This is a genomic window from Enterococcus sp. E5-162, assembly GCF_035725965.1.
Lineage (GTDB): Bacteria > Bacillota > Bacilli > Lactobacillales > Enterococcaceae > Enterococcus_B > Enterococcus_B lactis.
Genome location: NZ_JAPRFV010000007.1, coordinates 46,991 through 71,533, shown reverse-complemented (window position 1 = coordinate 71,533; position 24,543 = coordinate 46,991). Strand labels below are relative to the sequence as shown.

General features: G+C 38.6%; 17 protein-coding genes. 7 read left to right on the top strand and 10 right to left on the bottom strand.

Annotated elements, in window-relative coordinates; genetic code table 11:
- Position 1 precedes the first annotated feature (1 nt).
- From dnaG to OZZ83_RS08385, 4 genes are all read right to left on the bottom strand, one after another.
- On the bottom strand, positions 2-1,843 hold the full coding sequence (dnaG, locus tag OZZ83_RS08400; RefSeq protein WP_002345046.1) for a DNA primase: 1,842 nt from the start codon (positions 1,841-1,843) through the stop codon (positions 2-4).
- Positions 1,844-2,024: 181 nt separating this feature from the next.
- Positions 2,025-4,340 (bottom strand): cation-translocating P-type ATPase, encoded by a 2,316-nt coding sequence (locus tag OZZ83_RS08395; RefSeq protein ID WP_002309616.1) that lies wholly within the window; start codon positions 4,338-4,340, stop codon positions 2,025-2,027.
- A 187-nt stretch (positions 4,341-4,527) separates the two neighbouring features.
- Positions 4,528-5,388, bottom strand: a complete 861-nt coding sequence (locus OZZ83_RS08390; protein ID WP_002309619.1) for a DUF368 domain-containing protein — start codon at positions 5,386-5,388, stop codon at positions 4,528-4,530.
- Between the two features lie 57 nt (positions 5,389-5,445).
- Positions 5,446-6,078, bottom strand: a complete 633-nt coding sequence (locus OZZ83_RS08385) for a lysozyme family protein (protein ID WP_002320675.1) — start codon at positions 6,076-6,078, stop codon at positions 5,446-5,448.
- Positions 6,079-6,243: 165 nt separating this feature from the next.
- On the opposite strand from OZZ83_RS08385, the gene OZZ83_RS08380 reads away from it, so the two are divergent.
- Complete coding sequence (locus tag OZZ83_RS08380; protein WP_002313891.1) at positions 6,244-7,005, top strand: alpha/beta fold hydrolase; 762 nt, start codon at positions 6,244-6,246, stop codon at positions 7,003-7,005.
- A gap of 25 nt (positions 7,006-7,030) precedes the next feature.
- Positions 7,031-9,622: a bifunctional lysylphosphatidylglycerol flippase/synthetase MprF gene (mprF, locus tag OZZ83_RS08375; RefSeq protein WP_080491746.1), complete on the top strand. Its 2,592-nt coding sequence runs from the start codon at positions 7,031-7,033 to the stop codon at positions 9,620-9,622.
- Positions 9,623-9,810: 188 nt separating this feature from the next.
- Here mprF and tuf read toward each other — a convergent pair whose 3' ends face one another.
- Complete coding sequence (gene tuf, locus OZZ83_RS08370) at positions 9,811-10,998, bottom strand: elongation factor Tu (protein WP_278023705.1); 1,188 nt, start codon at positions 10,996-10,998, stop codon at positions 9,811-9,813.
- A gap of 367 nt (positions 10,999-11,365) precedes the next feature.
- On the opposite strand from tuf, the gene OZZ83_RS08365 reads away from it, so the two are divergent.
- Positions 11,366-11,722, top strand: a complete 357-nt coding sequence (locus OZZ83_RS08365) for a YxeA family protein (protein WP_002309624.1) — start codon at positions 11,366-11,368, stop codon at positions 11,720-11,722.
- A 196-nt stretch (positions 11,723-11,918) separates the two neighbouring features.
- On the opposite strand, the gene OZZ83_RS08360 is transcribed toward OZZ83_RS08365, so the two are convergent.
- On the bottom strand, positions 11,919-12,923 hold the full coding sequence (locus OZZ83_RS08360; protein WP_002290131.1) for a nucleoid-associated protein: 1,005 nt from the start codon (positions 12,921-12,923) through the stop codon (positions 11,919-11,921).
- A 165-nt stretch (positions 12,924-13,088) separates the two neighbouring features.
- Here OZZ83_RS08360 and OZZ83_RS08355 point away from each other — a divergent pair, with 165 nt between their 5' ends.
- The 3 genes from OZZ83_RS08355 to OZZ83_RS08345 all read left to right on the top strand — a co-directional run bounded on the left by OZZ83_RS08355 (position 13,089) and on the right by OZZ83_RS08345 (position 15,092).
- Positions 13,089-13,940, top strand: a complete 852-nt coding sequence (locus OZZ83_RS08355; protein WP_002309625.1) for an aldo/keto reductase — start codon at positions 13,089-13,091, stop codon at positions 13,938-13,940.
- Positions 13,941-13,956: 16 nt separating this feature from the next.
- Positions 13,957-14,202 (top strand): hypothetical protein, encoded by a 246-nt coding sequence (locus OZZ83_RS08350; protein WP_002309626.1) that lies wholly within the window; start codon positions 13,957-13,959, stop codon positions 14,200-14,202.
- Between the two features lie 185 nt (positions 14,203-14,387).
- Positions 14,388-15,092 (top strand): hypothetical protein, encoded by a 705-nt coding sequence (locus tag OZZ83_RS08345; RefSeq protein WP_119365061.1) that lies wholly within the window; start codon positions 14,388-14,390, stop codon positions 15,090-15,092.
- Positions 15,093-15,273: 181 nt separating this feature from the next.
- Here OZZ83_RS08345 and OZZ83_RS08340 read toward each other — a convergent pair whose 3' ends face one another.
- Both OZZ83_RS08340 and OZZ83_RS08335 read right to left on the bottom strand, forming a co-directional pair.
- Entirely contained in the window at positions 15,274-16,641 is a 1,368-nt protein-coding gene (locus OZZ83_RS08340; protein WP_002345885.1) for a phosphatidylinositol-specific phospholipase C, read from the bottom strand.
- Positions 16,642-16,799: 158 nt separating this feature from the next.
- The gene (locus tag OZZ83_RS08335) at positions 16,800-19,241 is read right to left on the bottom strand and encodes a hydroxymethylglutaryl-CoA reductase, degradative (RefSeq protein WP_080491747.1); all 2,442 of its coding nucleotides are present in this window, start codon (positions 19,239-19,241) and stop codon (positions 16,800-16,802) included.
- Between the two features lie 184 nt (positions 19,242-19,425).
- Between OZZ83_RS08335 and OZZ83_RS08330 the strand changes: the two genes are divergently transcribed.
- Entirely contained in the window at positions 19,426-20,580 is a 1,155-nt protein-coding gene (locus tag OZZ83_RS08330; protein ID WP_002309630.1) for a hydroxymethylglutaryl-CoA synthase, read from the top strand.
- A gap of 22 nt (positions 20,581-20,602) precedes the next feature.
- Here OZZ83_RS08330 and OZZ83_RS08325 read toward each other — a convergent pair whose 3' ends face one another.
- Both OZZ83_RS08325 and OZZ83_RS08320 read right to left on the bottom strand, forming a co-directional pair.
- Positions 20,603-21,355: a class I SAM-dependent methyltransferase gene (locus tag OZZ83_RS08325; protein ID WP_002309632.1), complete on the bottom strand. Its 753-nt coding sequence runs from the start codon at positions 21,353-21,355 to the stop codon at positions 20,603-20,605.
- A 424-nt stretch (positions 21,356-21,779) separates the two neighbouring features.
- Complete coding sequence (locus tag OZZ83_RS08320; protein ID WP_002345042.1) at positions 21,780-24,446, bottom strand: cation-translocating P-type ATPase; 2,667 nt, start codon at positions 24,444-24,446, stop codon at positions 21,780-21,782.
- Positions 24,447-24,543: the final 97 nt, after the last annotated feature.

The following is a 24,543-nucleotide window of genomic DNA, read 5'->3' as shown; positions in this document are numbered from 1 at the left end:
GCTATTTGGCTTGTTTTAACTGTTTCGTTAAATTGATGATTTCGATCGTCAATTCAAGCTCAAGCTGTTTGTTCCCAGTACGTCTGGCTTCTTGCTGCATTTGTTTTTTTAATGTTATTTCATCAGCTAAGCCAGATTTGCTGATCACATCTAGCAAGTCTTGGATTTCCCGTGGCGAACTTTCTTCTGCCACCGGTAAATATTCGATCTCCACCACCAACCGCCTTAAATTTTCATCTTGCAAAAAGTCTAAAAACTCTGCAAGGTTGAATTCATAATGTTGTGAGACATATGCATCGAATAAAAAATAAACTTCTGCGTATGCGTCGTGGATAAACTGAAATTCTCGTTCTTTTAAAATATTGCGGACAGAAACTTCTTTAAATGCGCGGTACAACAGAATCTGCTCTGCCTTTTCTACCTGCGTCAACGGTCTCTTCTTCCGTGCAGTTTCTTGTCTCTTGGTCTGCGTATACTGGTTTTCCTGAGGTTCTTGACGATTTTGCTGATTTGTTCTTCGGAGCTCACGCAATTGTTTTTGTATCGTCTCTCTGCTGACCTGAAACTCTGTGGACAGCTGCGATAAATACATATCTTGTTCAATTGGTGAAACGACTCGGCTAAGTTCAACTAATAATTCTTCAAGGTACTCGATTTTGTCTTTTTCATTCTCTAAATTTTTCCCTTGTTTCAAATAACGTGATTTAAAAGTAAAAACTGTTTCACGCCCATGAGCCACTAATTCTTGAAAAGATGCTTCCCCATACTTACGGAGATATTCATCAGGATCAAGCTTTTCTGGAACGACTACGACCGAAAGTCCTAAGCGACTATTTTGCCGAAGCAATTCAATCCCTCGATTGGTTGCTTCAAAACCTGCGTTATCTCCGTCATAACAAAAAACCAGTTCTTTCGTCAGTTTTTCCATTTGCTGGATCTGTTGAGCTGTCAGACTTGTTCCCATGGAAGCTAATCCAGTTTTGATACCAGCCTGCCATGCAGCAATCACATCCATAAAACCTTCGAACAACACGACTTCTCCATTTTTTCGGATATCGCTTCTTGCTTTATCAAGATTAAATAAAACTTGTCTTTTATTGAATAATTCTGTTTCCGGACTGTTCAAATATTTGGGCTGATCTTTTTCCTGCCCTTTTTCAGGTGCAAGCCAGCGTCCTGAAAACCCGATTGTCTGGCCTTGAGGATTACGAAGGGGAAACATCACCCTTTGGTAAAAACGGTCCGACATACGGCCATCATCATGTGTGACAAACAATCCAGAACGTTCTAACAATTCATTTGAGAATGATTCATTCTTGAAGACTTGCTGAAGAAACGAGCGTTCATTAGGTGCAAAGCCGATATTGAATTCTTCAATCAATTCTAAAGACAACCCACGACTTTGCAAATATTCTAAGGCTGGCTGTCCCGCTTTTGTATGCAACAGCATGTGATGATAGATTTCCGCTGCTTTTTCATGAGCAGCAATCAATTTTCCTGTAGCAGATTCAGGATTTTGTACAGCTACCGTTCGCTGACGCCATTGATCTTCCAACGGAATCTGTTCGAAATCTGCTACTTTTATCACTGCTTCTGGAAAACTCAGTCCTTCTAGTTCTTGAAGAAAAGTAAACACGTTTCCGCCCTTACCGCAACCAAAGCAATGAAAGATCTGCTTGTCTTCTGCAACAGAGAAGGATGGTGTGCGTTCTTCATGAAAAGGACACAACCCTAAGTAGTTTTTACCAGACTTTTTCAATTGGACATATTGTCCAATCACCTCAACGATATTCGTTTGACTGCGTACCGTTTCGATAACTTCTTGAGGAATCCGTTGAGCCATTTTTCCACCCCCTGCTTTATTGATATCTTTTCGTTTTAACAAAAGATATTTCAGGAGAATAACCGGTAAAAAATCGCACTAACTGAAATCAGTGCGATTTTAAAGGACACAATTATACATGTTTGATTGTATCATATTTCAATTCTTTTTCAAGTATAACACATTTCTATTTAATTAAGCATCAATTTGCTACTCTTTTCAGTAGCTGATTTTGAATATCAGCCTTCCAGTACAATAATCGAAGGACAATATTTACGATCATGAACATAACGAAGTATCCTATGGTTTCTCCTAAACCTAAGTTTACTTCCAAAATTCCGTGGAACAGCATCGCAGCTACATATATCCCTACGATTGTTGTTACTGCTAAGAATATTCGCAACGGGTTGAAAGGATAACAAGCTTTTACAACTGCCATGCAGCTGATTCCAATTAGCAAGTAATACATCAACGTAGTGGTTTCACTACTTCCCCACGCGAACGTTTTTCCAAGTAGATACACTGCTATGATATTCACTACTACAAGCAAGGCATTCGGCAAAGCGTTGATAAGTGCAGTAGGCAAGTAACGGTAAGTGATTTTGCGTTTATCTTGTTCAAATGATAAAAAGAAGGAAGGATACCCTTCAATCGCCAAATCAATCAGCGTGATCTGGATAGGGATAAATGGAAATCCAATAGCTGTAACGGCACAGATAATCGATAAAATAAAAGAATAAATCGTTTTGATGAAAAAGATACCGGAGACTTTCGTCACATTGTTGACTACTCGACGTCCTTCAAACAGGACTTCTGGCAATGTCGTAAAATCAGAGTCCAACAATACTAGATTAGCAATTTGACGTGTCGCTCCGTCACCTTCTGCCATGGCGATACTGCAATCTGCTTCTCTTAATGCCAAAACATCATTCACGCCGTCACCTGTCATCGCAACCGTTCTGCCGCTATCTTTTAATTCATTTACCAGTAACTTCTTTTGCTGAGGACTCACTCGACCAAAAACGGTATATTGATGCGCGGCTTCTCGCACGTCCGATTCTTCAGTAATCTGAGAAAGGTCGATATACGCATCATAATTCGGTAATCCTGCACGTCTAGCAATATTGGAGACAGTAAATGGATTATCTCCAGAGATTACTTTCAGGTCAACGCCTTCCTCATGAAGATAAGCTAGTGTTTCTGGCGCATTTTTTCGGATTGGATCATCGATTTCAAACAGAGCAACTGGCTCAACAAACGCGGGGGTTTCTTCGTTTAATTGCTGATTTGGAGCAATCCCCAACATAAGGACGCGATAGCCATTCGCTTGAGCTGTTTTTAGACTATCTGGCAGTCGATCTTCTTCCACCAAGCGTTCAGGTGCTCCTACGTATACGACTCCTAATTCTGGAAACTCCATCGCACCCCATTTGCGATCAGAAGAAAATGCGACTTTGTTTGTTACATCATAACGATTAGAAAGCTCAAAATACTCTCTCATCGCCCGCATGGTGATGTTGTTATCACTGCTTTCTGCAAGATACGTTCCCATAATTTCTGGAATAGCTTTTTCATACAGCGGATGTAATGCTTCTACACGCTGGATACTCATTTTCCCTTCAGTAATGGTTCCTGTTTTATCCAAACATAATGTATCGACGTGAGCAAGTGTTTCAATGGAATACATGTCTTGAACAAGAATCCGTTTTTTTGCCAGTTTTGTTACACCTGTCGTTAACGCAATACTTATCAACAATACTAATCCCTTTGGAAGCATCCCTAACAAAGCTGCTGCAGAGGCAATAACTGAAATCTTGATAGAAGCATCGCGAATGAACAGTGCCTCCAAAAATAGTATGATCCCTAAAGGAATAATCACGAAACTAGTGAACTTGGATACTTTACGAATCGAATCTACAAGTTCAGAATGAATAGCTTTGTGGGTTTTTGCCTCGCTAGTCAAGCGGACAGCATAATTATCTGCCCCTACTCGGATGACTTCAGCCATGACAGAACCACTTGTCAAAAAGCTCCCAGAAAGCAATTCAGCTCCAGCTTCTTTGACAATCAAGTCAGATTCACCTGTCAAAAGAGCTTCATTTGCTTCTGCCCGTCCTGATATGACCTGCAAATCGGCTGGTATCTGTTCTCCAGCTCCGATCTTTACCAAATCTCCTAATACCAGCTCTTTAGTAGAAATCGATTGTTCTTTACCGTCCCGAATCACTAGTACTTCTGATTGGGAAACAATCGATAATTTTCGTACAAGATTTCTTGCATGTATTTCTTGATAAATTCCAATAACGATATTTACGATAATAATTGCTAAATACGCCATGTTGGAATAAGCACCTACAAATAACAGACAAATTCCGATACCGAAGTTCAGAAAATTGAATAACGTCAATATATTATCGCTGAATATTTGCTTTGTACTTTTTGATGCATCTTCCTGGTAGTCATTTTGCTGGCCAGAAGCCATTTTCTGAACTACTTCTTGCTGTGTAAGTCCATTCATTTTCTTTTTCTCCATTTTCCGCCAACTTTCAAAAATAATCACGTGTTTAAGTCTAGCGTGTTCCAAGATTAAAAACAACTTGTTTTTATAAAATTTATAGAAAAACACACGAATGATTCTTACGAAAAAGATGCTGACCTTTTTTGTATGAATCACCCGTGTGTTGTTTTTTATTATCGAACTATCTTTACTTATATTGTTCTTCCAAACGGCTCATCCACCATCCTAGTGCTGTACCAGCTACAAAAAGAACAGGACAAGCTAGCACTCCAGCGACTCCCAATCCCGCGTAATCAGTAGGGATGATCATAATCGTTGAAGCAAAAACGACGCCTAAAATAAAATGGAATAGCTTACTGTATGCCTTTGAGAAAATATAATCCATGATTTTTGACAGGCCAAGGACACAAAGAACCCCACCAATTCCAATCGGCAAGATAACTTCAAACCGAACTTCTTTAAATCCGTCAGCCATCGCTTTGTACAATCCCATATATACCAAAAAATTAGAAGGACTCAATCCTGGGACAATCATACCTAAACCAATCAATCCGCCGGCGATCAGCCAAGTCCCAAAATTCTGATCGACTTGTCCATCAAATAATCGAGCACCGTATAATAAAAACAAATAAGCCAGAACAAAAGTAACAACCATGATGATTACATCAGAAGTATCTCGTCCTTTTTTTCCTGCTTCTTTCCATAACGCAGGAACAGTTCCGACGATACACCCAACAAAAAACCACAATATTGTTGTTTCATACGCCCCTAATAAAAAACTGACTAAAAAAGAAAGTAAAAAGATGCCTGTCACTCCGCCTAGACCAACAGGCAGGAAAAACAAAACATTTTCTTTGAAATTTTTTGTGATATGGGCTAGAAAAGAAATCAGTCGCTCATACATGCCAAAAACAGCTGCTAATGCACCCCCGCTGACCCCCGGCAAGATAAATCCTGAACCGATAAACATTCCCTTCACAAACCGCAACATCCAATCTTTGGTTGTGTACCCCACTTTTTGATTTTCCATTTTTTGCCTTTTTTCCACTATTTGCGCACTCCTTCTTTCAGCTCATTTTATTATGTTCGGATATTTCCTATTCGTTTATTTAAAGACTTTTTCGTAAGTCTCTATTATTTTTTCATTCATTTTGACAATATCAGGATAAAACATATTACCTCCATTATGATAGAGATAGCCGCCGTTGTAAAGCAAGGACTGGATCCGCCAATAGCGGTACTGTTTTCCTTCTTCATTTCCTAAAAGTGGGCTCAACACATCTTTAGAATACGCTTCTGCTAGTTCTACTGTGTTTTCTCCGCCATGATTTTTTACGTAGGCAATATAATCTTTCCCAAAATTATACGCTTGGACAGCAGTCCACAGATCACATCCTTGTTTTTTTGCTTCCATTATCATCTCCGCCAAATATTTGACCCCTTGATCAATACTGTCAGCTGGATTATCAATGACATCGGCTTCTCCATGCAAACTCTCTGAACTCTGCATGAGATCTGTGCCTTTTCCTTTTGATTCGGTCAAGATTATTGCCTTGATCAATTTTTCGTATGCTTCCATATGATAATTTTTTGCAGCTGTCGTTATTTCTATTTGATAGCTTTCCACCCGTTTTACCGAGCGATAAGTTCTTCCTCCTAAAAACAACACCGCACCAATGACCGTTAGAATGATCATGTAAAAAAGAATACGGATAATAGATAATCGTTTTCGCTTCATTTCATCACCTAGTTATTTTGACATCTTTTTTATCTTACTATTTCTTTATCTTCTTGGCTATTTCTTCCTTAAATTCTGTGTACACCTTAAGAAAAAATGAATTTTCCTGTGTTTTTTATCATCTTACGAAAATGATCGTTGTTTTTCAGTAAAAACAATTGCCCAATGACTGTTATAATCGTTATACTTTACACAGTAGGTGATTATGTGAAAAAAGAAAAGAAATATGCAAAAATGTCAGACGGGAGCAAAATTTATTATGAAAAGAGTGGTCAAGGCTTCCCACTCTTTTTACTGCATGGCAATGATGGCAGCGGCCGCTTTTTTTCAGAACAGGTTCCCGTACTTGAACGCTACTATACCGTTTATCTAGTAGACAGCAGAGGACATGGCCGTTCAACAAATGAAGCATCTATATTGAATTTTCATTTGATGGCTGAGGATCTGAATACGATTATGTTGCTAGAAAAAATCAATCAGGCAGATTTTCTTGGATTTAGTGATGGCGCAAATTTGGCATTGGTATTTGCTAGCAGCTTTCCTCAAAAAGTTCATCGACTGATTTTAAATTCTGGAAACACGCTAGTTAAAGGTGTTCGTTTTTCTGCCAGAGTCATCAGCAATTTTCATTATGCATGGGTATGGTTGCTCTCTTTATTTCGCCCAAGCCTTCGCAAAAATCTGTTAGTTATTAAACTATTGCTACATGATATCGGCCTTACAGAAAATGATTTAAAAAAAATCAACTCCCCAACATTAATTATTGTAGGAAAAAAAGATGTAATCAAGCTGAAACATTCTCTGTATATAGCTAAAACTATACCAAAAGCTTCTTTTGTACTTGTAAAAGAACAAGGACATGAATTAGCTAGAAAAGATCCTGAACGCTTCAACCGAGAAGTTCTTCAATTTCTTTCTGAAACATAATTATTAGGAATAGAAGGTGATTTATTTGATAAAAACTACCATACAATGGCTGAAAAACCATCTAGGACTGTTCAAAACAATCTTTTTGATTTCTGTCATTGTCATTATTGTCGGTGAATTGATGTCCATCGGTAAAACTCTATCTATCCAGCAATTAGGAGAAACGTTTGCCACTATACCTATTTGGAAAAGCGGACTTATGCTGTTGATTGGTCTTGTCTCTGTGTTACCTATGATTGGTTATGATATTATTTTGAATCGGATGCTTGAACAAAAGCAGAATCCTCGTTACTTGTTTGAGACAAGCTGGCTGATCAATACAATCAATAATATTGCCGGTTTCGGCGGGTTTGTTAGTGTGGGGCTTCGCTCTGAACTATATGGACAAAAGAAAGAGAGCAGAAACGTGATCCAAGCATTATCGAAAGTTTTCTTGTTTTTGATGGCTGGACTTTCTATTTACAGTCTGCTTTCTTTTTTACTTGTAGTCTTCACACCAGTCGCTCCTTTCTTGAAGCAATATTGGATATGGCTGATTGGCGGTGGTCTGTATTTTCCTGTTGTCTTTTTATTCACTACTTTCAAAAAGAAAGGATTCCTTGGTGGTACCTCACTTAAAACGCAAGGACAGCTCTTGCTTGTTTCATTATTGGAATGGTCTGGTGTCCTGTTCAGTTTCCTTTCTGTTGGTTACCTAATGGAAATCCGAATCGATCTGTGGCAAACGATTCCGTTATTCATTGCTGCTTCAGTGATAGGGATCGTGTCTATGATTCCTGGCGAGATCGGCAGTTTCGATGTGATGATGATTATCGGATTATCTGCTATTGGTGTGCCAAGAGAAACAGTCGTTGTGTGGATCTTGCTTTATCGTCTGTTCTACTACATCATTCCGTTTTTGATTGGAATCGTCTTTTTCTTCAAAAATATCGGTTCCACTTTTGATCAGCGTTATTCAGGTATCCCTAAGCAGTTAGCAACAGAAATCGCGCATAAAATCGTGGTTGTACTTTTATACTTTTCTGGAATCATGTTGGTACTTTCTGCCACTATTCCGCAAGCTTTTACAGAGTTTCGCTGGCTTCATAGTTTGAACCCATTGAAATTCCACTTTATTATCCAGTTTCCTAGTATATTATTAGGATTTCTTTTGATTGTTATGGGGAGAGGGATCGCTGCACGCGTAAAACGAGCCTATCTGCCTACAATTTTCTTGATCGCACTCGCTTTATTTTATGTTTTATTAAGCGATTTTAGCTTCACACCGGTGATTTTCTTGTCTATTCTGTTTCTGATCATTCTTGCGTCCAAAAACGAACTGTTTCGGGAACAACTCATCTATTCGTGGGAATGGCGTACGATCGATGGAATCATTATCGGTGCATTGACATTGCTTTATATTGTTATTGGTGTATACAATCTGCCTGATTTTCCACATCGGCGTCACCATTTTATTTCCTTTTTCTTATTCCCTTCTGAAAAGATTTGGTTTTCAGGGTTGTTGGCCATTATCGCCGTTAGTTTCATGATCGTTCTATTTGTCCATTTTCTTCAAGGAGAAAAGAAACAGATTGGCGAAGCCTTTAATGAAGAAAAGGCACTGAAGATCCTCACAACTTATGGAGGAAACTCCGACAGTCAATTGATCTTCTTAAAAGACAAGCGGATGTTTGTCTACGAAAAAGACGGTGAACCAACTGTGCTTCTCCAATTCGCTTGCTTCAATAATAAATGCGTCGTAATGGGCGATCCTTCTGGTAAGAAAGAAGATTTTCCAGAAGCAATTGAAGCTTTCATCGAAGAGACAGACCGATTATGTTATTTACCTGTTTTCTACGAAACAAGCGAAGAGATCGTTATGATTTTGCATGAATTCGGCTATGACTTCATTAAAATGGGGGAAGAAGCTTATGTAGACCTGAATAGTTTTACAACATCAGGGAAAAAAATGAAGGGCACTCGGGCTGTCTTGAACCGAATTGAACGAGAAGGATTTACATTTGATGTCTTACAACCGCCATTTTCTGCTGAGCAAATGAGTATTTTCAAAAATATTTCTGATAATTGGTTGGGTTCACGAAAAGAAAAAGGTTTTTCTTTAGGCTTTTTCTCTGAAGATTATTTACAAAGAGCGCCTATTGCTGTAGTCAAAAATACTCAAGAAGAAATTGTCGCTTTTGCGACGATCATGCCTACTTACACGAACAACAAAGTAGGAACGATCGATTTGATGCGATATGATCCCAAAAAAGCACCTTCCGGCAGTATGGATTTCTTGTTCCTGCATTTGTTTGCTTATATGAAAGAAGAACATATCCAATGGTTCAATTTAGGGATGGCCCCTCTTTCAAATGTTGGTACTTCCAGAAAGAGTTTTTTACAGGAAAGAATTGCTTACTTGGTTTACGAGTTTGGCTCTCATTTTTATTCTTTCCATGGATTAAGAGAATACAAAAGCAAGTACGCTACGAACTGGGTCTCACGCTACACCCTATATTCGCGAGATAGCTGGATTGCATACGTTATGATTGCCTTGCTGATTATTGATAATGCGCCAGTTGAGCAGACACAAGGTCGAATAAGTGGTTTGAAAAAATGGATACGAAGAAAGTACTAAAAACTGCGTATTGTAAGGAAATACTCACAGTATAAATAAAAGAGACTGAACCAAAGCGTGAGGTACGGCTCCTACCCTCTCTTATTGTACAATTGTAGAATAAAAAAAGCGGTCAAAACAGGATTTCTGTTTTGACCGCTTTTTCATTTTAAACATTTTTCATTGCCAAAATATTCGAGTCGCGTTTCTTATGCTTCGATTTCTGTAACGATACCTGAACCTACTGTACGGCCACCTTCACGAATCGAGAAGGTCGTTCCGTTTTCAACAGCGATTGGGTGGATCAAGTCAACATCAATCGTCACATTGTCACCAGGCATGACCATTTCTGTATCTTCTGGTAACGTGATTGTTCCAGTAACGTCAGTTGTACGGAAGTAGAATTGTGGGCGGTAGTTGTTAAAGAATGGTGTATGACGTCCACCTTCTTCTTTGGTCAACACGTACACTTCAGCTTTGAATTTTGTATGTGGAGTAATGGAACCTGGTTTAGCAAGTACTTGTCCACGTTCGATATCGTCCCGCTGGATACCACGTAACAGTACGCCGACGTTATCTCCAGCTTCCCCGTAATCTAACGTTTTACGGAACATTTCTACACCTGTGACAACTGCTTTTTGTGTTTCAGGTTTGATCCCTACGATCTCTACTTCATCACCGACACGAACAGCACCGCGGTCAATACGACCTGAGGCAACAGTTCCTCGTCCTGTAATGGAGAAAACATCTTCCACTGGTAATAGTAATGGTTTATCTGTATCACGTTCTGGCGTTGGGATATATTCATCCACTGTATCCATCAGTTCCATAATAGCAGCTTCAGCATCGGGATCGCCTTGCAATGCTTTTAATGCGGAACCTTTGATCACAGGAGTGTCATCGCCTGGGAAACCATATTCGCTTAATAACTCGCGAACTTCCATTTCTACCAAATCAATCAATTCTTCATCATCGACTAAATCTACTTTGTTCAAGAAAATAATTAGGTATTTTACACCAACTTGACGTGACAACAAAATGTGTTCACGTGTTTGAGGCATCGGACCATCAGTTGCAGAAACGACTAAGATGGCACCATCCATTTGGGCTGCCCCTGTAATCATGTTTTTCACATAGTCCGCGTGTCCTGGTGCATCGATATGCGCATAGTGGCGTTTTTCTGTTTCATATTCTACGTGTGCGGTATTGATCGTAATTCCACGTTCACGTTCTTCTGGAGCTGCATCAATACTAGCATAGTCTTGAGGATTTGCTAGGCCTTTTTTGCCTAATACTGTAGTGATCGCAGCAGTTAAAGTAGTTTTCCCATGGTCAACGTGTCCAATTGTACCAATGTTAACGTGTGGTTTACTTCTGTCGTAATGTTCTTTTGCCATAATTTACAAACCTCCTAAATAATATAGATCACTGAAGGATTTCAGCTCTCACTTTTTTATTATAGTCTTTTTTTGAATAAATCAAAAAGAATACGTCCGGCTTACTTTTTGTAAGATTCGAACTAAGCTTATTATACGTCAAAATTGGTCAAAGCAAACTAAGAGCACTCGCCTATCTTACACACGAGAAAAGTACCTTTTATAAATAAAAAATTGTGTTTTTTGAGAAAAGCTTCAAGCTAGTCCTTACCTTTCTTTTGAAGCAATAAGAACAAAATGAGGAAAAGTTTAAAATTCAGCTGTCGCCAACAACTTTCAATAGACGAAATCTTCTATTTCGTTAATAATAAGAGGAGAGGTGAAGTACATGAAAAAATTAATTGGCGTACTTGTCGTTTTAGGCATCTTTCTCGGCGGAAGTTTTGCAGCTTATCATTATTTTTACGGCGGTGAAGCCTATTATACAAAAATCACGACGAATGGCGAAATATCAGCTATCCAAGCAGATAACGGAGAGAAATTCACGACTTATACCTACAAGCAAGCGGCTTATAATAAAGATGGAGAAAAAAAACAAGTGACGCTTCGCGAAAAAAGAGAACATCCATTAAAGATGAATGCGTATCTTAAACTCAAAGTCAATCCTCGTAAAGGTGTATTAAGCTGGGAAGAAATAAAAGCTTCTGAAGTCCCTAAAAATGCGGCAGAAAAAATCGATCAATAATCGATGGTCTTAAAATTTTATTAGATAAAAAGAGGCTGGGACAGAAGCGTTTATACGTTTTTAGAGCGTGAGACAAAAGTGTTCTTTACTTTTGTCTCACGCTCTTTTTTTGTTATATTCGTCCTTTCAGATCCTTCTCATGGACCATTCATTCAACTAAACATCGGTAGTTGAACATCTAATGTTCCAGTCACTTTTATAAACGATTTAATACTTCATCCACATTTTTGATCATCACAGATATCGTACCATCTGGATTATTCACAAATTCAATCAAATCTGGGTTGCGATATACATCGACTGGTACAATCAGTTCGATTCCGTTTGATAATTTAAATTTTTGTTTTCCAAATTTTTTCTCAGAAATTTCTTGTACTTCTTTTACAGGAGGTGCTTCTGGGACAAACCCTTGTTCCTGTACTTCTTCTTTAAAAGCCAGTTTTGCCGTAATGTTTTCCTTGAAGACTTTTTCTGCGATCATCTCATGATCCAACCGTCCTTTTTCTTCTATCGTGTCATAGACAGCTTCTTTTAAATCAGCCATGATATCAAATTCTTCTGTCTCGAATTTTTTTCCAAGATGCTTGGCTACTTTTTGGATCACTTTTACATTTTCTTCTAAAGAAGGTGCAGGAACACTTTCGATCACTCTTCCAGAAAAATAAAGCTCTTTTTTACCGGAAAACTCATATTTTTTTTCAATCAATTCATAGGTCCAATCGGACAAGTTCACCGCGAAGGCTTCATCTGCTTTTTGTGTTTTCGCGCCTAGTATTGCTCGGTTCAAAATCAAACGGTTGTCAATTCCTACTTCGTCTGCTTCAACAAAATGCGTATAAGCCTCACGATAATTGACTTTCAATAAAGATAAGTACATCACTGTATCTAATTCATACAAAACGACAAATACATCTGCACTTGGCGCCTCTTCACTTTCTTGGTAAATATCGAACCATCGCTGAACAATTGCTTCACTTGCTTCCACAAAATTTTCTTGAGCGATTTTAAGTGATTCAACGATCATGCTTTCTTCTGCCAATTGTCCAGTTTTCGTTTGGGCAGAAGAGATTTTTTGGATTTTCTTTTGAAGAAAATCACGAATATATTCTTTTGTCAGATCCAGCTCTTTTTGCGAAAAGACCGGCGAACCCGTCTCTCTGTCAATAATATGCAGGATTGCTTTTTTTAAATAGATATCCATTTCCTCATTCCCTTCTGTCTTAGTTTACGGAAAAAAAATCAAAAATACCAGAATCAAAATCATTTTCTTTTAAACAAAAATTTCAATAGTAGAAACAAAATGGATTCTTTTTTTTGGAAAATGCGCTAAACTTATAGATGAACGAATAAAAAAGGAGCTGAAAGTATGAATTCATTAACAAGCACGTATCGTCTATCAAATGGTTACGAAATTCCAGTAGTAGGATTCGGCACATGGCAAACACCTGATGGGGATGTCGCTGTTTCCTCTGTTAAAGAAGCACTGGCTGCAGGTTATCGCCATATCGATACTGCCCAAGGATACAAGAATGAAGAAAGTGTCGGCCAAGCGATTAAGGAAAGTGGCATTCCTAGAAAAGAGATCTTCCTAACAACAAAATTATGGAATGCCAATCACAGTTATGAACTTGTGATGTCTTCTTTTGAAGAATCATTAAAGAAACTTCAAACAGATTATGTAGATCTGTTCTTGATTCACTGGCCAAATCCAGTTGCTTTTCGTGATAATTGGGAACAAGCAAACGCAGATACATGGCGTGCATTTGAAGAACTGTATGAAGCAGGTAAAATCAAAGCAATCGGTGTGAGCAATTTCTTGCCCCACCATCTAGATACACTTGCTAAAACAGCAAAAATCATGCCAATGGTCAATCAGGTTTTCCTTGCACCGGGTGAATTGCAGCCAGATGTAGTTGAGTATGCAAAAAAACATGAGATGATCCTTGAAGCATATAGCCCATTAGGCACTGGTAAAATCTTCGATGTCCCTGAAATGAAACAAATCGCTGAAGCGCATGACAAGACGATCGCACAAGTCGCTTTACGTTGGTCGTTGCAACACGGATTCCTTCCTCTTCCTAAATCTGTCACACCAAGCAGAATCAAAGAAAATACTGAACTGTTTGATTTTGAATTGACAGAAGAAGAAATGAAACAAATTGATCAGTTAGATGGTGTAGTTGGCAAGGCAAAAGACCCAGATACTACCCAATTCTAAGACGAAAGGTGATTTTATGGATCCAATCGAACGCTTGAATTCTCTCTCGGAAGACGTCATTCAGACTTTTCATTCCGATTTTGTCTTTTTGATCGATGCAGAGAAGATCCAACATTTCCCTGCAAGAAACTGGACACATGATCAAATCATCGAAGAGCTGAAAAAACGGTTCAATCATTCACTAATGGTCACAACTTGGCACGAACATGAAGTCATTTATTCACCTGAGTTACCTATTTTTGCCTTGATACCGAAAAAATAAAAAGATTGGAACAGGTTATCTATCCACATAACCTGTTCCATTTTTTTATTTTTCTTTCAAAAAATGGAAAAATAAGCAAATTTTTCTGTTGTAATTTGCGTATACGCAAGTTTTTTTGCATTACTCCTTTTCATTTGGCTTTTTTTTTCTTATAATCGAAAGGGTATGAGCGAAGGAGAGAACATATGAAGAAAAAACAGAAACAAAAATTATTAAATCAATTCCGTCCTTCATTGGATAGTGTAAGAGGACAGTTATTCCGTTCTCTAGAAAATGAAAGCTTGAGACGTTATGGTTTGCCATTACAAGTCATGCTTGATCCCAAAAACCGTCAAATCTTAACGATCGGATTAGCTGGAAAAACAAATGAAGATACACGAATCAATGTGCCTATCGATGATAATTTCAATACTGTATTAAAGCGGATCCGTTCAGGAGAAAACGGTATTTTCGAACGATTCCGTGACAATCTTCTTATTGAGATCGTATCTTACTGGAATGATCAACGTTTGAAAAACGATGAACCAACTGCACAAGCCGTTGCAACACCAGTGACAGAAGAAACAGTCAGTGTGCCAGAAGAAAAAGTGGAAGAACCAAAAGCGGACACAACTGAAAATACACGCTCAACTGATACGAATGCCGCTTTAAGTTTTGCTGATTTTTCAAAAGCTGTTGCTGAGTATCCTAAATTTTACACAGAACAAAATGAACAAGAAGTAGTTATTTATGAAAAAAATGCCGATGAACCTCGTAAGTTAGCAACTATTTCTATGACTGCTGAAAATGAATTTGCCATCGAAAAAGCACTTGAACGAAAATACAAAGTCAAATTGGCTTTGATTCCTTTAATTGAACAATTTTCAGCGACAGCGATTACGGAAAGATAGAAACATTCAACTGTAGAAACTGTTGAAGTTAATCCGTTGGTTGAATAAAAAACCGCTTGGTAGGTTAAACAAATGCCAAGCGGTTTCTTTATAGTCATATAGTATTTTTTATTATTTCGTTCCGTTGAATAAATAACTAATGATCAACAATTAATGAATTCGCTATGATTGATTTTCTTTATCAATCTTCTCTATGGATCACAAATCGTTGTCTTTGTATATGAGCGACTGGCGCAGTAATCAATTCTTGATTATTGTTGTATACGCCATCTCTTACTTCTAGTATTCGGTTACTATGAGCATTTTGCAAATAATACACATCTCCTAGCATATGCTCTAGCCCAGACGATAACAATCGCCATCTTGCACGATTTTGTATACTTGGCTGGTTCGTTACATCTATACCAAAAGAACTATTTTCTGCTAACACATGATCCCTGTTACGTTGACTTCGCAATATGTATGCTTTACTCGCAACATCATAATCTAAGTACCACTTTTGATTTCTACTCCCAGCGTTATGGTAAATGATTCCTCTGTTATTTCCTTGATTCCAATCCACAACTTTTGAGGTATCTGCTTCACATTGGATAGAAGTGATATATCCATCGTATTTCCCTTTGCTTTCACGGTCTTTCAATAAACGATGATTGATATCGATGATGGAATTAACGAGCCACTCACTTGGATAGTCGATAGGTACGATTCCCGTATGTTTGATATTTCTATTTATTATCCGGTAAAAAGAAAAATGATTGATTACATCTGCGTATCCCCATACACCATTCCAAAATCCATTTGCACTTAGATAATTGATATATTTGACACCATTTATTCCTCTGCTTTGGTGTGCCTTGTCGAATTGTTGCTCGACGGCCCACCGTTTATCATTTGGATTCACTGGATTCCAATAGTCTTGTATATCAAAACTTGACGGATAAGGGATTCCGACATTATTTCCCAAGAAATTACAAAAAATGACGATTTTTCCTCGTGTCTCTCTAAGAGTCGGATTAGCATTTCCATAATAAAAGTAATCTCTCCAACGACTATCTTGTAAATATCTTGTATTAAGAATATGGTTGAATGTATGGTCATTTACACTACTGTATTCTTGTTTCAATCTCATATAGACTACTTCTCCAGGATTGTCACGAAGAAAGGCCACTGTTTTATTAAGTACATCACCGAAATTCTGGTTTAGATAGTACCTGTCGTGATGCATCGTAAAAGCACCATCAATAGCACGCGCACGTATATCTAAAAAACGTATTCCATTGTCAAGCTGCTTGCGGATATCGATACTTTGTGTCTTTACGTATCCACTTGCTATACCTGAGAACGTTCCTGTTGCTGAATTATGGGTCCCTGGAATAGATAATTCTGAAAGACGTACATTATCATTTAATTCACTCATCCAATACCGATTATATGTACGTGACGACCAATCTCCACCATTTATATGTGCATAAGACATTGGTGTTTTATATCCTAGTAAAAATAAACCGAAACAAATACACAATAGTACAGTAAATTTTTTCTTATTCATAAGTTCTCCATTCTTTTCTATTTTGTGCGCACACCTAATTATAGCTAGAAATATATTTTAACAATGAACACATTTTTCTCGTAAAAGAAAAAAGACAAGATCTACAGTAACTAAAATAACTGCAAATCTTGCTTTATTCCTCTAAAGATATTGTTCTTTTATTTTTCCCGGATTTTTTCCAATAGTTGTATAGCTGTCTGCTGATTCATCTTTTCTGCTTCACGTAATTTTTGCGCAACTTGCTCGATTTCCTCACCAACTGCCCCAATTGAGATCGCTAATGAACGAGCTTGAAGCCCCATGTGTCCTTTTTGGATTCCTTCTGTAACTAATGCTCGCAAAGCAGCAAGATTTTGAGCTAACCCTACAGCAGCCATTACTTGTGCTAGTTCCTTGGCTGAATCAACATCTAGCATAGCTAAGGATACTTTAGCTTTTGGCAAGATATTAGAAGCTCCGCCTACTGTGGCCACAGCCAAAGGTACCGTTAACTTCCCAACTAGTTTATTTTCTTTAATCTGCCAGTCTGTTAATCCTTGGTATAATCCGTTTCTTGCCGCATAGGCATGGATCGAAGCACTTACCGCACGTGTATCATTTCCTGTAGCTGCTACTACAGCTTCTATACCATTCATGATTCCTTTATTATGCGTCGCTGCACGATAAGGATCCAGCTTCGCATACTCCCCTGCTTGTTGGATTTTTTTAGCGATTTGTTCACCAATTTCTTTGCTTCTCCCTAAGCGTTCAAAGGGAATTTCACAACAGGCAGAAGCCAACGATTCTGTAGCAAAATTACTTAAAATACTGAATAGAATCTCTTCCTCAGGGAACCATCCCCGTAATTTGTCTGCTACACTCTCAAGAATCGAGTTGATCATGTTGGCACCCATTGCATCTTTTACATCCACTAAAAAATCAATAGATAGGTAGGCATGGAAACTTCCCATAAATTCCCGTGTAGAGATATCTTGAACACCGCCCCCGCGTTTCACGATGGAAGGATAGCTTTCATTTGCACAAAGAATCAGTTCTTCTTTTCGATGATTCACTGCATCGATCACTGCTTGATACTCCGATTTTCCTGATAGAACGATTTGTCCACGCATCAACCGTTGAGGTGTTTCTGCACAGATATCTCCACAGATTTTTGCGCCATTGCTTGCAGCTGCAATAACAGATGGTTCTTCTGTAGCCATCGGGATCCATTTTTTCTTGCCATTGATTTGGAAATTTTGTGCAATGCCCATTGGGATCTCCACTTCGCTCACTTGGTTTTCAATCATGTGATCTGAGAGCTCTTCAGAAAGTGTTTGTTCCTCAAAAATCAGTGCATTTTCCTGTGTCAATACACCTTTTTCGACTAATTGACTGCGCCGTTCAGATGGCGTGAGCTGATAGAACTTTTTTTTTTGCAAATCCTCACGTGTTTGCTCCGTATTCGCTTCTAACAAGACTGCCAAGCCTAAACCTCCGCCAATACATAATGAAGCAACACCGTATCTCTTCTGCTCACGAAGCAATCCGTAAGCTAACGTGGTCAAAATCCGTGCACCGCTTGCCCCAATTGGATGTCCTAATGCGATTGCTCCTCCATAGATATTGACCTTTTCTTCATCTAACTGTAGTTCTCGATTGACCACAATAGATGAAGCCGCAAATGCTTCATTGATTTCAAAAAGATCGATCATTGGTAAAGCTATTCCTGCTTTATCTGTCAATTTTTGAATGGCTGTGATTGGAGCGATTCCCATGATGCTTGGATCAATACCAACTTCCGCTACTTCTTTGATGGTTGCCAAATAAGGCAGATTATTATTCTCTGCGTATTCTTTGGATGCAAGGATCACCACTGAGGCACCGTCATTCAATGGAGAAGCATTGCCTGCTGTTACTGTTCCTTCTTCCGAGAATACTGTACGTAATGTACCCAATTTTTCCAATGTACTATTTCCACGAACTGCTTCATCCTCAGATAACACGTCTTCAGCAGAAATCTTGACCGGAATGATCTCCTCAGAAAATACGCCAGCTTCAACAGCTTGAGCTGCTTTCAACTGGGATGCCAAGGCATAACGATCCTGCTCTTCTCTGCTCACAGAAAATTGAGTTGCCACATTCTCTGCGGTTAATCCCATATGTGTATTTGAAAATGCGTCAGTCAATCCGTCATTGACCATACTGGAAATTGGTTCGCCATATTCATTTGTTTCTGACTGATAGGGTTTCAGCATAGGTGCTTGTGACATACTCTCTGTTCCGCCGGCTACCACAAGCTCTGCTTCACCTAATTGGATCAGCTGGCGTGCTAAAATCACTGCTTTCATACCAGATCCACAAACTTCATTGATTGTCATTGCAGGGACATCCACTGGGATACCGCTGTTCAAAGCAATTTGTCTAGCAACATTTTGACCATTACCAGCCTGCAGGACATTCCCAAATATTACTTGATCTATTTTATCTTTTTTCAGTTTTGTTTTATCTAATAATTCTTTGGTCACAAGTGTGCCTAATTCAACTGCAGTAAATGAACTTAAACTTCCGCGATACTTTCCTATTGGCGTTCTTGCAGCATCTATCATTACGACTTCTTTCAAGTAAGCCACCTCCTACAAAAATATACCATTCTTTGCTATAAAAACAAATAGCTCTTGTTCCAGTTGTTTTTTTCTAAGATTAAATTTTAACAATCCTTAAATATTCGCTTTTTTATATTTCTTTTAATCTTTTTATGATACTTTAGTAAAGTAAGTTTTTTATCATGAGTAAAGAGGTGTTGAAATGAAAATAGGGATTGATCGTCTTTCCTTTTTTATTCCTAATTTATATTTAGATATGACAGATTTAGCAGAAAGCCGTGGAGATGACCCTGCAAAATATCATATCGGTATTGGTCAAGACCAAATGGCAGTCAATCGTGCGAATGAAGATATCATTACACTAGGGGCAAATGCTGCCAGCAAGATCGTGACAGAAAAAGACCGTGAGCGAATCGACATGGTCATCGTCGGAACAGAATCCGGAATTGACCATTCAAAAGCGAGTGCGGTAATTATCCACCATTTACTAAAAATCCAATCTTTTGCTCGTTCTTTTGAAGTAAAAGAAGCTTGCTACGGTGGCACCGCAGCTTTGCACATGGCAAAAGAATATGTCAAAAATCATCCAGAACGAAAAGTACTAGTCATAGCAAGTGATATTGCTCGTTACGGCTTGGCAAGCGGGGGTGAAGTGACGCAAGGTGTCGGTGCTGTTGCGATGATGATCACTCAAAATCCGCGTATTTTATCGATCGAAGACGACAGCGTATTTCTGACAGAAGATATCTATGATTTCTGGCGTCCAGATTACAGTGAATTTCCTGTTGTCGATGGACCTTTGTCTAATTCTACGTATATTGAATCGTTCCAAAAAGTTTGGAATCGACATAAAGAATTATCGGGTCGAGGACTCGAAGATTATCAAGCGATTGCTTTCCATATCCCATATACGAAGATGGGAAAAAAAGCATTGCAAAGCGTATTAGACCAAACAGATGAAGGAAATCAAGAACGGCTACTGGCTCGCTATGAAGAAAGCATTCGTTACAGCCGACGAATCGGTAATCTTTACACTGGTTCATTATACCTTGGACTAACTTCTCTACTGGAAAATTCGAAATCATTGCAGCCAGGAGACCGCATTGGTTTATTCAGCTACGGTTCTGGTGCAGTAAGTGAATTTTTTACAGGTTATCTGGAGGAAAACTATCAAGAATATCTCTTCGCACAATCTCATCAAGAGATGCTGGATTCTCGAAAACGAATCTCTGTTGACGAATATGAAATGATTTTCAGCGAATCGCTTCCTGAACATGGAGAAAGCGCAGAATATACATCAGACGTACCTTTCTCGATTACAAAAATTGAAAATGATATTCGTTATTACAAAATATAATAAACGCATAAAAAAGATCCCTTCACGAAATGTGGGGGAATTTTTTTTTGTCATTGGACCAGAGAAGCAATCGATAGGTCAACCTAGTCGTACTGATGATTTCTTGTTTTTCACTGAATAGTTTGCGAATATATCTAGTCACAACAGGATCTTTTGCGTAATCTTCATAGTACATCTTCATCCACTCTTCAGTAATTGATTCCTGTGCAAAATAAGTAAAATCGTTTTTCTTTACTTTGATTCCTTTATCAATTAAATATGATTCAAATTGATCCATGATAAATGGGGTTGTATTAGGATCTTCTTCTATCATTCCTAGTTGCTTTTCGATAGGATAAAAAATATCATCGATTGATTCCACTACTCTCATTATCACGCACCATTTGCTTGCCTTTTTCATCAGTTTTTCTAATTGATTGGGATGTGTCAAAGCTGGGTTCGCTGCTGTAAAAACCACTTCATATGTCTCACTGGATTGGATAAATTCTTCTAATGATCGTTTGATAAAGGAAACATTTGACAAGTCAATTTTCTCTGCTTCTTTTTTTGCATTTGCTAGCATTCCTGAAGAAAAATCGATCAAATCGTAGTGATTAACTTCTTTTGCTAAAGAAATAAATCTGCCAGATCCTCCGGCAACATCTGCTACTATTTCAGCAGGCAGGACTTTCTCCGACTTCAGATATTCTCTTACATCTTCTGCAATAGTTGTTTGTGATTCTTGCTGGATTTCATAATATTCTTCCGCAAAATCATCCCATTCTTTTTCATTCATTTGAATCCCTCTTACTTTTTGATTTTTGTTAGATGTTTTCACTTTTCAGAATAAATTGTTCTCCTCTTTCATCTATTATATCTCTTTTGATGAATAAAAAAATGTTTTACTTTCCGTCTATTATAAATAAAAAAGGACTGTGACAAACGTCGTGTCACAGTCCCTTATTCCGAATAAACGGTGTTCAATCAGCTGACCCTCGGCATTAGCTCAACAAACGGCAAAATATGAGGAACTATTTTTCCGTTTGTTTCTCTAATACTCAGATCAGAACGCTGATTTCACAACCTCTGATACACGGTGTTCCTGAAGTAACTTCTTCAGAAATAAGCCGAAATGCCACAAAAATTTGAGAAGCAATTTTCGTACATTCCTTCTTATTTCTTGAAGCTGACCACTTCTGTCACTACCTCCTTGATTCGTTTTATTTATTTCCTTGTACTCGTACAATGATCAATTTCGTGATTTCCATCAAGATGATTGTCACAAGAGCGATTCCCATACATGTAAAGACTTCTGTCAATCCAAATGCTGATGGGATAGAGAAGACTTCTTTCAGTCCTGGGATCATTGTTAAGCAGTAAAGCGCGCTACATACAACTACAGCTAGTAAGACACTTCTGTTAGAGAAGAACCCTGCTTGGATAGCTGTTTGTGTATTTGAACGTGCTGGGAATGTTTGCAGTGTCCGACACCAAATCAATGTTGAAAATGACATAGCTACACCGAATTCAGGTGAATGCTGCATGCCAAGCCATTGAGCGAAGATAACAGCAATCCCAATCAGTACACCACGATACGTTACAGAAATCAATGTTTTGTCCGTAAAGATTCCTGAATTTGGATCTCTTGGCGGACGGTTCATCGTAGCGGGTTCTGCTTTTTCTGTACCTAATGCAATCGCTGGCAGTGAGTCATTGACTAAATTGATGAACAGCAGTTGTAATGCTGTAAATGGATTGGACCAGTCAGCAACTAAGGCAAAGATGATCGCAATGATCGCACCTAAGTTTCCGGCAAATAGATAAGAAATAGCTTTCTTGATATTATCAAACACGTTACGTCCTACTTCTACTGCGCTGACAATAGAAGCAAAGTTATCATCAGTCAATACCATCGCTGCTGCATCTTTTGCCACATCTGTACCAGTTCCCATAGCAATCCCGATGTCTGCTTGTTTCAATGCTGGTGCATCATTTACGCCATCACCTGTCATAGCGGAGATATGACCTTTATTTTGCCAAGCACGAACGATACGGATTTTATTTTCAGGAGAAACACGTGCATAAACGGTCACTTTTTCTAAAACTTCGTTTAGTTGATCTTCTGTTAATTCATCTAATTCCGTTCCAGTCAGAGCTAAGTTTCCTTCTTCAAAAATCCCGATTTGTTTTGCGATAGCAACAGCTGTTGTTTTGTGATCACCAGTGATCATGATCGTTTTGATTCCTGCACTTCTTGCTTCTGTCACCGCTTGAGTGACTTCAGCACGTGGAGGATCGATCATAGCAAGCAAACCAACCAGGATCAAATCATCTTCATCTTCAAATGATAAATCAAAATTATCAAGTGGACGGTAAGCAAAAGCTAGTACACGTAATGCGCGTGTTGAAAAAGCTTCATTTTGCTCTTGGAATTTTTTCATCAATTCATCCGTCATCGGAACAACTTCGCCATTCAGTAATACTTTTTTACTGCGTTGGAAGACGATATCTGGTCCACCTTTGACAAATAAGTAATTTTCGTTATCGATCGTGTGTCCAGTAGACATCAATTTTCGATCTGAGTCAAAAGGAAGTTCTGCTTGTCTTGGGTAGTTGTTTCGAATTTCCTGATAAGGCTGGTTTAGTTTTTCACTAAAATCGATAAACGCTACTTCCGTGGGATCGCCCAATTTAGTACCGTCTTCACTGATCGATGCATCATTCGCTAAGACACTGATTTCAATCAAACGGCGTTCGTCAGCTGTCCACTTTGAAGGATCGTTTGTGAAATCTCCAGTATCGCCATTCCCTAAAAAGTAGTCAACAACTGTCATTTTGTTTTGTGTCAATGTACCAGTTTTATCTGTACAGATGATACTTGTCGAGCCAAGTGTCTCAACTGCTGGAAGTTTTCGGATAATGGCATGACGTTTCGCCATTTTATTCGTTCCCAAAGATAACACGATTGTTACGATAGACTGTAATGCTTCTGGAATAGCAGCTACGGCTACGGCTACGGCAAACATCACTGCACTCACGATATCTGCAGTCATATCTCCTGTACCTTCTCCAAGATAAATACGGAACAATTGGATACCTAAAATCAATAGAGATAATGCCAAAATAGCCAGACTTAGTTTTTTACTGAATTTATCCAGACCTCGTTGTAACGGAGTGACTTGCTCAGTTGTTGATTCCAAAAGACCAGCAACTTGTCCGATCTCCGTATTGTTCCCAGTTGAAGTCACTAAGAATTTACCGCGTCCGTAAGTTACGATTGTTCCACTGAATACCATATTCGTACGATCACCGATTGGAACAGTACTTGTGATATCCATTACTTCTTTTTCTGCGGAAGTCGACTCTCCTGTCAGCATGCCTTCATCTACTTTTAATGAACCTGCATCCAGTAATCGTCCATCAGCAGGTACATAATCGCCTGCGTCTAACAACACGATATCCCCTACGACAAGTTCGTTTGCCGGAATCGTTTTTTCTTTACCGTCACGAATCACTCGAGCATCAGGTGCTGAAAGATTTTTCAATGCCTCTAAAGAACTTTCTGCTTTTTTTGTTTGGACAACACTGATGATAGAATTCAACATCAACACTGCAAAAATAACTAAGAATTCGATGTAATCTCCCATGACCATCTGAATAAGTGCGACAATCAGCAATACGATAACCATTGCATCTTTGAAGGTTTCTAAGAACAATTTCCAAGTTGGCTTCTTCGGCTTTTCTTTTAGCTGGTTCAAGCCATCTCTTTCTAATTTTTCCTTCGCTTGCGTGGTGCTCAATCCATCGGTTGAGCTCTGCGTTTGCTGCATCAACGAATCGATCGTTTCTTTATAGACCGCTCGTTGTGCTTGTTCCTTGTTTTCCAAATTTCATCCCCCATTTTTTGATCTCGGTCCTAGTCCTGTCTGAAAAAAAAGAGACCTAAGACAAATGCGCATTTGTCTTAGGTCTCACCATTTCATA

Excerpts from the sequence above, each read along its gene's own strand:
- dnaG (WP_002345046.1), bottom strand. The coding sequence starts at position 1,843 with ATGGCTCAACGGATTCCTCAAGAAGTTATCGAAACGGTACGCAGTCAA.
- OZZ83_RS08395 (WP_002309616.1), bottom strand. The coding sequence starts at position 4,340 with ATGAATGGACTTACACAGCAAGAAGTAGTTCAGAAAATGGCTTCTGGC.
- OZZ83_RS08385 (WP_002320675.1), bottom strand. The coding sequence starts at position 6,078 with ATGAAGCGAAAACGATTATCTATTATCCGTATTCTTTTTTACATGATC.
- OZZ83_RS08380 (WP_002313891.1), top strand. The coding sequence starts at position 6,244 with ATGACTGTTATAATCGTTATACTTTACACAGTAGGTGATTATGTGAAA.
- tuf (WP_278023705.1), bottom strand. The coding sequence starts at position 10,998 with ATGGCAAAAGAACATTACGACAGAAGTAAACCACACGTTAACATTGGT.
- OZZ83_RS08365 (WP_002309624.1), top strand. The coding sequence starts at position 11,366 with ATGAAAAAATTAATTGGCGTACTTGTCGTTTTAGGCATCTTTCTCGGC.
- OZZ83_RS08360 (WP_002290131.1), bottom strand. The coding sequence starts at position 12,923 with ATGGATATCTATTTAAAAAAAGCAATCCTGCATATTATTGACAGAGAG.
- OZZ83_RS08355 (WP_002309625.1), top strand. The coding sequence starts at position 13,089 with ATGAATTCATTAACAAGCACGTATCGTCTATCAAATGGTTACGAAATT.
- OZZ83_RS08350 (WP_002309626.1), top strand. The coding sequence starts at position 13,957 with ATGGATCCAATCGAACGCTTGAATTCTCTCTCGGAAGACGTCATTCAG.
- OZZ83_RS08345 (WP_119365061.1), top strand. The coding sequence starts at position 14,388 with ATGAAGAAAAAACAGAAACAAAAATTATTAAATCAATTCCGTCCTTCA.
- OZZ83_RS08340 (WP_002345885.1), bottom strand. The coding sequence starts at position 16,641 with ATGAATAAGAAAAAATTTACTGTACTATTGTGTATTTGTTTCGGTTTA.
- OZZ83_RS08330 (WP_002309630.1), top strand. The coding sequence starts at position 19,426 with ATGAAAATAGGGATTGATCGTCTTTCCTTTTTTATTCCTAATTTATAT.
- OZZ83_RS08325 (WP_002309632.1), bottom strand. The coding sequence starts at position 21,355 with ATGAATGAAAAAGAATGGGATGATTTTGCGGAAGAATATTATGAAATC.